This window comes from Millisia brevis NBRC 105863 (assembly GCF_001552615.1).
Lineage (GTDB): Bacteria > Actinomycetota > Actinomycetes > Mycobacteriales > Mycobacteriaceae > Millisia > Millisia brevis.
The window spans coordinates 184,912-196,190 of the sequence record NZ_BCRN01000001.1 but is presented as its reverse complement, the minus strand read 5'-3'; the positions used below and the strand labels follow the sequence as shown (position 1 = coordinate 196,190).

8 protein-coding genes and 1 riboswitch are annotated in these 11,279 nt (G+C 68.6%); of the genes, 5 read left to right on the top strand and 3 right to left on the bottom strand.

All coding sequences use genetic code 11. From position 1 onward, the window contains the following. Window position 1 precedes the first annotated feature (1 nt). Window positions 2-197: riboswitch (cobalamin riboswitch) on the bottom strand. A 159-nt stretch (window positions 198-356) separates the two neighbouring features. From ppk2 to MB1_RS00850, 4 genes are all read left to right on the top strand, one after another. Further along, window positions 357-1,286: a polyphosphate kinase 2 gene (gene ppk2 / locus MB1_RS00865; RefSeq protein WP_084350698.1), complete on the top strand. Its 930-nt coding sequence runs from the start codon at window positions 357-359 to the stop codon at window positions 1,284-1,286. A 474-nt stretch (window positions 1,287-1,760) separates the two neighbouring features. Then, on the top strand, window positions 1,761-3,371 hold the full coding sequence (locus MB1_RS00860) for a glycosyltransferase (protein ID WP_245649963.1): 1,611 nt from the start codon (window positions 1,761-1,763) through the stop codon (window positions 3,369-3,371). Continuing rightward, window positions 3,368-6,016, top strand: a complete 2,649-nt coding sequence (locus tag MB1_RS00855) for a glycosyltransferase family 39 protein (protein ID WP_066902756.1) — start codon at window positions 3,368-3,370, stop codon at window positions 6,014-6,016. The genes MB1_RS00860 and MB1_RS00855 overlap by 4 nt, the downstream gene beginning before the upstream one ends. Next, window positions 6,010-7,170 carry a glycosyl hydrolase family 8 gene (locus MB1_RS00850; RefSeq protein ID WP_066902754.1) on the top strand — a complete coding sequence of 387 codons (1,161 nt, stop codon included), beginning with the start codon at window positions 6,010-6,012 and terminating at the stop codon, window positions 7,168-7,170. Before MB1_RS00855 ends, MB1_RS00850 begins: the two co-directional genes overlap by 7 nt. A 5-nt stretch (window positions 7,171-7,175) precedes the next feature. On the opposite strand, the gene MB1_RS00845 is transcribed toward MB1_RS00850, so the two are convergent. The 3 genes from MB1_RS00845 to MB1_RS00835 all read right to left on the bottom strand — a co-directional run bounded on the left by MB1_RS00845 (window position 7,176) and on the right by MB1_RS00835 (window position 9,796). Beyond that, on the bottom strand, window positions 7,176-8,000 hold the full coding sequence (locus MB1_RS00845) for an enoyl-CoA hydratase-related protein (RefSeq protein ID WP_066902751.1): 825 nt from the start codon (window positions 7,998-8,000) through the stop codon (window positions 7,176-7,178). Between the two features lie 10 nt (window positions 8,001-8,010). After that, a complete protein-coding gene (locus tag MB1_RS00840) occupies window positions 8,011-9,069 on the bottom strand; it encodes an LLM class flavin-dependent oxidoreductase (RefSeq protein ID WP_066903411.1) in 1,059 nt (352 codons plus the stop codon). Between the two features lie 61 nt (window positions 9,070-9,130). After that, a complete protein-coding gene (locus tag MB1_RS00835) occupies window positions 9,131-9,796 on the bottom strand; it encodes a GntR family transcriptional regulator (protein ID WP_066902749.1) in 666 nt (221 codons plus the stop codon). A gap of 189 nt (window positions 9,797-9,985) precedes the next feature. Between MB1_RS00835 and MB1_RS00830 the strand changes: the two genes are divergently transcribed. Continuing rightward, a complete protein-coding gene (locus tag MB1_RS00830) occupies window positions 9,986-11,254 on the top strand; it encodes an NRAMP family divalent metal transporter (RefSeq protein ID WP_066902747.1) in 1,269 nt (422 codons plus the stop codon). Window positions 11,255-11,279 lie beyond the last annotated feature (25 nt).

The window sequence follows — 11,279 nt, the reverse complement described above, 5'->3', positions numbered from 1 at the left end:
GGCGCACCCGACGCAGGCGGCAGGTCTTCGGACTCGCGGGCACACGACAGAAAGTCGCACCTACTGGCCGTCGCTTCCCGGGGGATACCCAGTGCTGATGACGGCGGTCGTTCCCACTCACCGCTGCGGGACAGTCCCGGACTTTCACCGGGTTCCCTCTCACATGCCGACGATCCACAGGGGAGGTCGGAATGCTTCGACGCACGCGACGGTCTTCGGGGCTCCTCACGACCGCACGGGCGAACCAGCTGCGTCGACCAGCATAGCCGGCCGCGCGAAGCGTTGTGTTCGTCACGCCGGCGCCCGGGGTCGGCGCTTCTTCTGCGGAAACGGACATGGGGCGGGAGAATGAACAGATGGCAAAGGACACGGCGAGCGGCCAGCGCAGGATGGACAAGGTCCTCTACGAGCAGGAACTGGCGCGGCTGCAGCAGGAGTTGGTGGCGCTGCAGGAATGGGTCAAGGCGACCGGGCAACGGGTCATCGTGATCTTCGAGGGCCGCGACGCCGCCGGCAAGGGTGGTGCGATCAAACGCATCACCGAGGCGCTCAACCCCCGCGTCGTCCGCGTCGTCGCCCTGCCCGCGCCGAGTGAGCGGGAGAAGACCCAGTGGTACTTCCAGCGCTATATCCAGCATCTGCCCGCCGCCGGTGAGATCGTCCTGTTCGACCGGTCCTGGTACAACCGTGCCGGTGTCGAGCGCGTGATGGGCTTCTGTACCGACGACGAGTACGAGCGGTTCCTCCGCCAGACGCCCGAGTTCGAGAAGATGCTCGTCAATGACGGGATCCTGCTGCGCAAGTACTGGTTCTCGGTGTCCGACGTCGAGCAGGAGGCCCGCTTCCGGTCCCGTGCGACCGACCCGATGCGTCAGTGGAAGCTCTCGCCGATGGATATGCAGTCCATCAGCCGCTGGGAGGACTACTCCCGCGCCAAGGACCGCATGATGGAGTCGACCGATACCGGCGTCACGCCCTGGTACACCGTCGAGTCCGAGGACAAGCGCGCGGCGCGGATCAACTCGATCGCGCACCTGCTGGCCTCGATCCCCTACGAGCACATCCCGCCGGCGAAGATCGAGATCCCGGATCGGCCGCCGGCCGTCGGGTACGCGCGTCCGCCGCGGGAAACCCTGCGCTACGTCCCGGACCACGCCGGAACGGTCGGCGCCGCGGCGACGGCTGTCTCCCTCAACGGCAGCGCCCCGTCGACCAACGGCAAGAAGCCGGGGTCCGACAGCAAGAAGCCGGCGAAGAAGAAGCCCGCCGAGGACGGCAAGAAGTAGCGTCGCGGTCGGCGCCGAGGGGCGGCATGCAAATGTGATCTTGGTCGTTCTGTGAGCCGGTTCCTTTCAGGTGAACCTCCGACATGGAGGCCACTCGGTTTCGGCCCACAGTTCAAATTAATCGGACCGGCGATAGCCGGTCCGATTTTTTGTTGTTCGGTCCGGTTCGGCGCGACCGGTCGGAGAGCGAGGGTCGGGCTGTAGTCGACTCCTGGTCAGCCTCACGGTTACTATCTCGCGCGCGGGCTTTCGGCGATTGGTGCTCGCGGCGGGGTCTGTTGTGTCCCGTGAATGCCGGCCGGGCGGGGGCCGTCGGCGGCTGTCGGTCAACCGGGGTGACTGATAGGTATCAGTGATTTACGCATTGGTCCTGCCAATCGCGTAGGCAACTACGCGTGTCGCCGGATCACCGACCGGTCAGTCTGTGGATACGCAATGATGCGTCCCCCTCTCGCCACCAAGAGGAGTCGCCGTATGCAACGCGCTTTTTCGAACCTTCCCCTGCCCAGTCGACTCCGGCCGCTGCTGCGCCGGCTGGGCCTACCCGCGGTGCTCGCGGTCTTCCTGCTCGTGATGGTCCTCACCGCGCTACCCGGCTCCCGAACGGATGCCACTTCGTCGAATCCCGAGGTGGGATACGACGCCGCGCAGTCGGTGATCGTGGGCGGCGCCGCCCCGGCGGCCGTATCCGGCGACGACGATGACGCGACCGGGAACTCCGGCGGGGTCCTCCCGCGCGCGGACGGGGTGCAGGCGCTCCCCGCTCCGGATGTACGCACCGCGTATCCCGATGCACCCGAAAGTCTTTCGACCGGCTGGGGAACGGTGCTGATCAGCGTCGTGCTCGCGGTCGTCGCGTTGGCGCTCACGGTGGTCGCCTCCACAACGCTGTGGTGGATGCTGCACGCGTGGCGCACCCCGCGATCCCTTGTCGCCACCGGGTTCACCCGCCGATCGGCGCGACGACCGCACTCGTTCTCCTTGCTGTTGCCGGCGCGCCACGAACAGGAGGTACTCGGCGATACGATCGATTCGCTTGCAATGCAGGATCATCCGGACTTCGAGATCATCGCGATCATCGGTCACGACGATCCGGAGACCGAGGCGGTCGCCCGCGCGGCCCAGCGCCGACATCCCGATCGGGTGCGGGTGATCATCGATCACAATGTGCCGAAGAACAAGCCCAAGGCGTTGAATCGGGCGCTGCCGGCCTGCGCCGGTGAGATCACGGGGGTCTTCGACGCCGAGGATGAGGTGCACCCCGGATTGCTCCGCCTGATCGAGGCCCGGTTCGAGGAGACCGGCGCCGACGTCGTCCAGGCGGGCGTCCAGTTGATGAACGTGCACAGCAGTTGGTGGTCGTTGCGCAATTGCCTCGAGTACTACTTCTGGTTCCGTTCGCGGCTGCACTTCCACGCGCAGCAGCGGTTCATTCCGCTCGGCGGCAATACCGTTTTCACCAAGACCGAGTTGCTGCGGGCCCACGGGGGGTGGGATCCGGAGTGCCTGGCCGAGGATTGCGAGATCGGTGTCCGGCTGTCGGCGGCGGGCGCTACCGTCGCGGTGGCCTACGACCCCGACGCGGTTACCAGGGAGGAAACTCCGGATTCGATTCCGGCGCTCATCAAACAGCGCACCCGATGGAACCAGGGGTTCCTGCAGGTCCTGCGCAAGAAGGAGTGGCGCCGGCTGCCGACCCGGCGGCAGCGCTGGCTCGCCCGCTATACGCTCGCGATGCCCTTCCTGCAGGCGGCCACCGGCCTGCTGATCCCGCTGTCGCTCGCCGCAATGCTGCTGGTCAAGGTGCCCGTCCCGATCACCCTGCTCACCTTCCTGCCGCTGACACCGACGATCGTCACCGTGGCGGTCGAGATGGCCGGGTTGGGGGAGTTCTCCCGCGCCTTCGGGGTGCGGCTGCGCTGGCGCGACCGTATTCGACTGGTGCTCGGCGCATTCCCGTATCAACTGTTGTTGGCATTCGCGGCGTTGCGATCGGTGTGGCGGGAAGCTCGCGGCCGCCGCGGGTGGGAGAAGACGGCGCACTCGAATCTGCATCGCACCCCGTCCGCGGCGGGTGTCGCATGACCGCCACCGCGGAGACCACACCGTTTGCAGTGGTCACCGGCCGTCGGGGAGTCGGCCGGTGGAACCGCATGCGGATGTGGGCGCTGCCGACATCGTTGGTCCTGCTCACCGCGGCGGTGCGGATCGTCAACCTGATCGGTTCGCCGCAACGGGTCGACGACGAGGGGACGTACGTCGCCCAGGCGTACGCGGTGCTCCAGCTCGGTTCGCTTGCGCACTACACCTATTGGTACGACCATCCACCGCTCGGCTGGTTGCAGATCGCCGGGTGGTTCCTGCTGATCGGCGGTCCACATTCCTCGATCGACGCGATCGTGGCCGGCCGCGCGTTCATGGTGGTCATCGCCGTGATGACCGCCGTGCTGATCTGGATACTGGCGCGCAGGCTCGGCCTGTCGACCGTGGCGGCGGCCGCGGCGGTGACGATCTTCGCGTTGTCGCCGTTGGCGATCTCGTTGGGGCGCATGGTCTACCTCGACAACATCGCGATGGCCTGGGTCTTGGCGGCGCTCGTCCTGTTCTGTTCGCCGCAGCAGCGGCTGGCCGCGGCCCTCGGCGGCTCGGTCTGCTTCGGGGTGGCGGTGTTGACGAAGGAGACGATGCTGCTGTTGCTGCCGATGGTGCTGATGATGGCGTGGACGCGGTCGGCCCGGGAAACGCGGCGCTACACGATGGCGGTGACCGCCACCGTGATCGGACTGATCCTGACCGGGTACGTCCTGTTCGCGGCGGTGCGCAACGAGTTGTTCCCCGGTCCCGACCACGTCAGCCTGGTCGACGCCATTCGATTCCAGCTGTGGGGTCGGGCCGGAGGCGGCAGCGTCTTCGAGCCGGGCACGCTCAATCAGCACACCGTCCTGCGGTGGTGGGAACTCGATCCGCTGCTGATGGGGCTCGCGGTGCCCGTCGCCCTGGCCGGCTGGTACGTCCACGCCCTGCGTCCGCTGACGCTGGGCATGCTGATCCTGGTCGCCGCGGTGCTGCGCCAGGGATATCTGCCGGTTCCCTTCGTGATCGCCGTCATCCCGCTCGTCGCGATCCTCGCGGCGGGTATCGCGGACGCCGCCTATCGGGCGACGATCGCACACGGCGAGCCGGCCCCGGCCCGACACGCGGTGAGCTCGGCCGGACGGGAATCGGCGGCATCGTCCGCGCTGCGGCGCGGGTCGGTGCTGCTGGTTGTCATCGCGTTCGCGGCCACCGCCGCCCTCGTCTCCGGGCCGGCGCTCACCCGGGCGCTCACCGTGGACGAGGACGCGCCGATTCGTCAGGCGGAGCAGTGGATTCACGAGAACGTGCCGTTGGGTGATCGGTTGATCGTCGACGACGCGATGTGGACCAATCTGGTGCAGGCCGGGCGCGACCGCCGGGACGTGGTCTGGTTCTACAAGACCGACACCGACGTCGAGGTGCAGAGCTGGGCGCCGCGCGGACGGAAGGACTACGACTGGGTGATCGTCACCGCCTCGATCCGATCGGATACCCCGGCCGCCGGGGTCGTGGCCGACGCGATCGCCCACTCGGTACCGGTGGCGGCTTTCGGCGCCGGCGCCACGAGTGTCGAGGTGCGCCACATCGGTTCGACCGAACCGGTCACCGACACAGCGGGTATCGGGGACCAGCTGGCGATCCGCCTCGGCGACCGGGCGGCCCCGGCGGCGGCGGAGACGTTGCGCACCGCACCGGTCGATCCGCGCATCCTCGCCTCGCTCGCGGTGCTGTCGACGCGTCTGCCGTTCGGGGTTCTCGGCCTGCCGGCGATCCCCGCGGAGGACCTGGTCGGCGGGCTCCGTCGACAGGTGTTGTTCACCGCGAACGAGGCCGATCGCGCGTCCCTGGTCGAGTTCTTCTCCGCACAGGTCGAGCCCTTCGCGCCGGACTCGATCCGGGAACTTCCCGACGGACTGCTGGTGCGGTTCCCGCCGGAACCCCTACCGGCCGAATCCCTCTCGAACCAGGCGCCGCCGATCGCACCCGTCGGGGGCGATCTCGGCGAGGTCGCACCCACCCCGGGAAATGTGCGGGTCGCGGAGCTGCGACCGATGGCCGGGCCGCATATCGTCGACATCTTCGACACCTCCGGCGGTCCGGTCGGCTCGATCCCCGTCGGCGGCTACGGCAGCGTCGGCGACTATCGGGAGTTGCCCGCGGGCTCCTACGTGCTCGCGAGTCGCGTTTCGCCCACCGCACCGTCGGTGGTGCGCCAGCGGATCACCGTGCGACCGGGGGAGAGTCATACGTTCACCCTCTTCGCCGGGGCGGGTGGTCCGGAATCGGCCACTACCCAGTTCGTCGGGGATATGGCCGCCGATCCGCCGATCGGCACCGGACTGGTGCGGCTGGCCGTGGCCACGCCGGACGTCGGACCGCTGCGGATGACGCTCACCGATCCGGGATTCGGGGCGGAGGGGATGGTCCTGGCCGACGGCGTGAGCTACGGGCTGGTCACCGGATACGCGCAGATCCCGGCCGGGCAGGTTGCCGTCACCGTACAAGCGGGCGAACGGGTATGGCATCTCACCGCTCCGGTGCCCGACGGTGGACGGGCGACGATGATGTTGCTCGGCGTCGGTGACGGAGTTCCGGAGTTGCGAGTTCAGCCGGACGCGATCGGGCCGGTGGGTGGACCGGACCCCATGTGGTGACCCGCCGGCGCCGCCCGGTCCTCGGGCTGCTCACGCTGGTGGTCGTCTGCCTTATTGCCTTCGGTGTGCTTGTCCACCAGCGTGATTCCGATCCCCGCGAGCCGGGCCCCGATGTGGCGGCCCGGCTCGCGGGGGAGCAATTCCTCGACGACTACGTCGATCCCGACGGTCGTGTCGTTCGCCGGGACGAAAGCGGCGATACCGTCAGCGAGGGGCAGGCGTACGCCCTGCTGGTCGCGGTGGCCATCGGGGACCGCGAGCGGTTCCGCTCGGTGTGGAACTGGACGCGCGAGCATCTGCAGCGCCCCGACAGCCTGCTGTCCTGGCGGTGGGCCGACGGCGCCGTCGTCGATCCCAGCAGCGCCGCCGATGCCGACCTCGACGCGGCCCGCGCCCTGGTTTTGGCCGGTCAACGGTTTGCCGACCCGGCGATGACGACCGCGGGGCGCATGCTGGCCGGGGCGGTCCTCGCCGGCGAGACCGTACGGGTGGGCACGACGGTCGCCGGCGTGGCCGCGGCGACGCTGCCGGACGGTTCGGCGATATCCGGTGAGGGGATCGTGCTGACCGCCGGCAATTGGTCGACGACCACCCCGGCGACCGTCAACCCCAGCTACTTCAGCCCGCGCGCCGACCGTGTGCTCGGCGAGGCGAGCGACGATCCGCGGTGGGACCTGCTGTCACAGACCCAACGGGCGGTGTCCTGGCAACTGATCGGCACCGGCAACCTGCCCGCGGACTGGGTCCGCGTCGACGCCGTCGGCACCGCCACCCCGACCCCGACCGATACCGCGGGCAACACCCAGTACGGCATGGACGCGGCCCGCTTCCCCATCCGAATGGCCGAATCCTGCGATCCGGCCGACCGGGCCCTGGCCGCCGCGCTCGACGGGCGCATCGGTGACGGCGAGGGGGCGGGCACGGTGGCGGTCTTCGGCCTGGATGGCACGGCGCGGGTGGACTGGGCGCATCCGCTGGCGCTGGTCGGCGCGGCGGGCGCCGCGGCGGCCGCCGGCGACGCCGAGCGGGCCGGCCTGCGCCTGGACGAGGCATCCGACCTGTTGGAACGGGAGCCGAGCTATTACGGCTCCGCCTGGGTGGCGCTCGGCCGCATCATGCTCGAGACCACGATGCTCGGCGACTGCGCGGGGTAGTCGGCTCAGTCGATCGAGCCGCCGAAGGCGGGGCTGCGCTTCGCCAGGAAGGCCGACACCCCTTCGCGGAAGTCGGCGCTGCCGTAGGCGATGTCCAGGCGGGCATCGTCGGCGTCGCGGTCGTAGCGGTGCGGGCCCTCGGCGAGCTGCGACTTGGTCAGCACGCCGGTCAGCCGAGCCAACGGCACGGTGGTGATCACGAATCCGTCGATGAAGGCGTCCAACTCGTCGGCCTGCTGGACCTGCATGACCGCGCCGACCGCGTAGGCGCGCTCGGCGTCGATCAGCCGCGCGGTCAACAGCATCTCGCGGGTGATCGGATCGCCGAAGACCTCGACGCAGCGGTGTACCAGCGAGGCGGACAGCGCATTGCCCAGGGTCCGGCCGATCGGATATCCGAACCGGGACGCCGGCGTCGCCACCCGCAGGTCGCAGGCGTTCGCGACCGCCAGACCGCCCCCGACGCAGAGCCCATCGACCACCGCGAGCGTGGTCTGCGGCAGTCCGGACAGGCCGTCGAGAACCTGTCGGATGCGTGCCTCGTAGGCCACCCCGTGGGCGCCGGTGGTGAAGCCGGCAAACGACGAGATGTCGTTGCCCGCCGCGAAGGCGCGGCCACCGCCCCCGCGGAAGACGACAACGCGCGTCTCGGTGTCGTCGACCAGGCTCGCGGTCAGTGCCAGCAGACCGTCGTACATCGCGTCGGTGAACGCGTTGTGCTTCTCCGGTCGATGAAAGGTGACCTCCACCGCCCCCGGTTGCCGCCGCAGCAGCAGTTGTCCGCCGGCGAGGGCGGGTTGGTCGATCCACTGCTGGGCCGCTGTGCTCATGGGGTTGAGCCTAGGCGGTGTCCCCGGTCGCGGACGAGCGCGGCGACCATCCGAGCGCCGGTCCCAGGTGCTCGGCGAGGTCGGTGATGATCTGCGTGTAGTCGTCCTCCCCGAAGGTGAACGGCAGCGCGACGGCGATCTCGTCCACCCGATGGAAGCCCGGGTGCGCCCAGAGCTGTTCGGCCAGCTCGTCGCTCGGGCCGACCAGATCGGGGGAGATCAGCATGCCGCGCGGCCCGACCGGGCCCTTGGTGCGCGGCAGGCGGGCGGCGGCGAATTCGGCGTAGCGGCGTTTCTGATCGTCGGTGGCCGAATCGGTGGGGATCAGTACCAGGCCCTGCGAGGCACGGGCGCGTTCGCCGAGCGGGTGGTGGGCGCGGAAGGCGTCGATGTCACCGGCCTGCACGATCCCGAAGTCGGCCGGATCGGTGCCGGTGCGGTCGGTGCCCTCGATGGTGACGATCGAGCTGCTCAGGAAGTTGATGCCCTGCCGGCCGGCCCAGATCGCGGACGAGCGCATCCCGCCGTACCAGACCCGGTCCGCGAGCCCGGGCGAATGGGGCTCGACACGGCGGCTGAACGTCTCGAAGCCCTGGGTCCCGCTGAAGTCGCTCACCGGCTCGCCCCGCAGGCAGTACAGCAGGCGCTCGACGCGCTTCTTGGAGAAGTCCTCGACGTCGTGGGTGTCCGGGTAGAGGTGCTCCTTGAAGTCGTCGTAGTGCATCGGAGTGCCCACCGAGACACCGGGATTGATGCGGCCGCCGGACAGTACGTCGACGGTGGCCAGGTCCTCGGCCAGCCGCAGCGGGTTCTCCAGGCCGAGCGGGATGACCGCGGTCCCCAATTCGATGCGGCTGGTGCGCTGCGAGGCGGCGGCCATGACCGCCACCGGCGAGGAGATGCCGTACTGCATATGTCGACAGCGCAGCCAGGCGCTGTCGAACCCCAGGTCCTCCGCCCGTTCGATGGTGCGAAGGGTCTGTTCGTGACCGGCCGCGGGGTTGTCCGCGTCGAACAGTCCGATGGTCAAGAATCCCAGCCGCCGCAGCGGATCTCCCTGTCGAGGCACGCCCACCATCCTTCCCGATTCTCACCCGACCGGCGCGCGGCACCCGTCACATCGCCGCGGCCTATACCGGGCGGGAACGCTCGATATCCATGCGGCCGTAGGCGGCGGTGACCGTGCGTTCGGATCGCATGAAGTAGGTGTCGAGCAGTTCCGCGGCGCGCTCGGTGTCGCCGTCGCGGATCAGCTTGGCCAGTTCGAGATTGTCGTCGACGAACGGACCGTGCACGAACTCGGGAGAACCCAACTGGGAGAACGCCAATCGCATCCGAGCCAATAGGGTGCGGAACATCGCGTCGAGCATCGGGCTGTCCACCAGGGCCACGATCGCGGCATGAAAGTCCATATTGGTGGACCCGACGCCCGACCAGTCGCCGTCCTCGCGCAGTTCGGCCGCTCGCTCCGCGACGTCGATCACCCGCGCGATTCCGGGGTGGTGGCGCGGGGTGTCGCGAACCGCTTGAATCTCGATGATTCGGCGCACCCGATAGAGGTCGAGCACGTCTCCGAGGTCCGGGGCGGCCACGAAGACGCCGCGGTGGGGGCGGCGTTCGAGGATGCCCTCGTGCACCAGGATGCGCACGGCCTCGCGCAGCGTATTGCGGGACACCCGGAGCCGTTCGGACAGCGCCACCTCGTTGACCTGAGCCCCGGCGGTGAGTTCGCCGTCCACCACCAGCCCGCGCAGGGTTTGGGCGATGCGTTCGGTGAGGTCGAGGCCACGATCCATGGCCTCATCGTAGAAGGATCCATGGCTCCCTGTTGAAACTCTTCCGAGGAATGTTCAACGAAGCGCTGCGAGTTGTTCAACAACAGGGCATACTTCTGTGAAACCCGACCTTCTGTGAACCCAACGGTGCGTCCGTGGGAGACGGGCAGTACCCCGTATCGACAGAACGCGATGGATGGGAAATACGCGATGAACACATCAGAGTCCCCGGACGGCGCCCGCGAGCCCGGGCTCGGCCAACAAGCCAAAGCTCACGCCAAGGCCCGCAGAGGCGCGCTGATCGGCGCGATCTTCATGATGGCGACCAGCGCCATCGGCCCCGGCTTCATCACCCAGACCGCCACCTTCACCCAGCAGCTGGGGGCGGCATTCGCCTTCGGCATCCTGCTGTCGGTCATCATCGACTTCGCCATCCAGCTCAACGTCTGGCGGATGGTCACGATGTCCCGGCTCTTTGCCCCGCAGCTCGCCAACCGGGCGCTCTTCGGCTCCGGTCACGTCCTGGCCGTACTGATCATCATCGGCGGCCTGGCCTTCAATATCGGCAATATCGCCGGCGCCGGACTCGGCTTTCAGGTCCTCTTCGGCTGGGATCCCAAGATCGGTGGCGCGATCGGCGCGCTGTTCGCGATCGGCATCTTCCTGTCCCGACGGGCCGGCCTGCTGGTCGACCGGGTGCTGATCATCCTGGGTATCGGCATGATCGCGCTGACGCTGTACGTCGCGATCGTCTCCGGTCCGCCGATCGGTGACGCCCTGATCCAGACGGTGCTGCCCGAGCAACTGAACTTCGCCGCGATCACCACGATCGTCGGCGGCACCGTCGGTGGCTATATCACCTACTCCGGTGCCCACAAGCTGCTCGACTCGGGCACCGCCGGGCCCGAGAACGCCAAGGAGGTCACCCGCGCCGCCGTCCAGGGCATCCTGGTCACCGGCATCATGCGCTACGTGCTGTTCCTGGCGGTCCTCGGCGTGGTCGCCAGCGGTGTCGTTCTCGACGTCACGGCCAACCCCGGCGCGCAGGCCTTCCAGGCCGCGGCGGGCGAGATCGGCTACAAGGTCTTCGGCGTGGTGTTCTGGGCCGCCGCGATCTCCAGCGTCATCGGCGCGGCTTACACCTCGAGCTCGTTCTTCTCGGCGTTCTCCGAGGAACTCGGCCGCAACCAGCGGGTGCGCAACTGGATCACCATCGGCTTCATCGTCGTCAGCCTGGTGGTCTTCCTGTTCTGGGGCGCCGCGCCCGCGACGATCCTCGTCTTCGTCGGCGGCTTCAACGGACTGGTCCTACCGATCGGCCTGACCATCTTCATCTACATCGGATGGTTCCGTCGCGATCTGCTCGGCGGCGTCGGCTATCCGCGGTGGCTGCTGATCGCCGGTACCGCCGCGACCGCGCTGTCGTACTACATGGGGGCGATGTCGATCGGACCGATCTTCTCGCTGGTGACCGGCTGAGGCACGACCGTACCGTCGAAGGAGT

Bases quoted from the DNA above. Each gene is read 5' to 3' on its own strand.
- ppk2 (WP_084350698.1), top strand. From the start codon at position 357: ATGGCAAAGGACACGGCGAGCGGCCAGCGCAGGATGGACAAGGTCCTC.
- MB1_RS00860 (WP_245649963.1), top strand. From the start codon at position 1,761: ATGCAACGCGCTTTTTCGAACCTTCCCCTGCCCAGTCGACTCCGGCCG.
- MB1_RS00855 (WP_066902756.1), top strand. From the start codon at position 3,368: ATGACCGCCACCGCGGAGACCACACCGTTTGCAGTGGTCACCGGCCGT.
- MB1_RS00845 (WP_066902751.1), bottom strand. From the start codon at position 8,000: ATGAGCACAGCGGCCCAGCAGTGGATCGACCAACCCGCCCTCGCCGGC.
- MB1_RS00835 (WP_066902749.1), bottom strand. From the start codon at position 9,796: ATGGATCGTGGCCTCGACCTCACCGAACGCATCGCCCAAACCCTGCGC.
- MB1_RS00830 (WP_066902747.1), top strand. From the start codon at position 9,986: ATGAACACATCAGAGTCCCCGGACGGCGCCCGCGAGCCCGGGCTCGGC.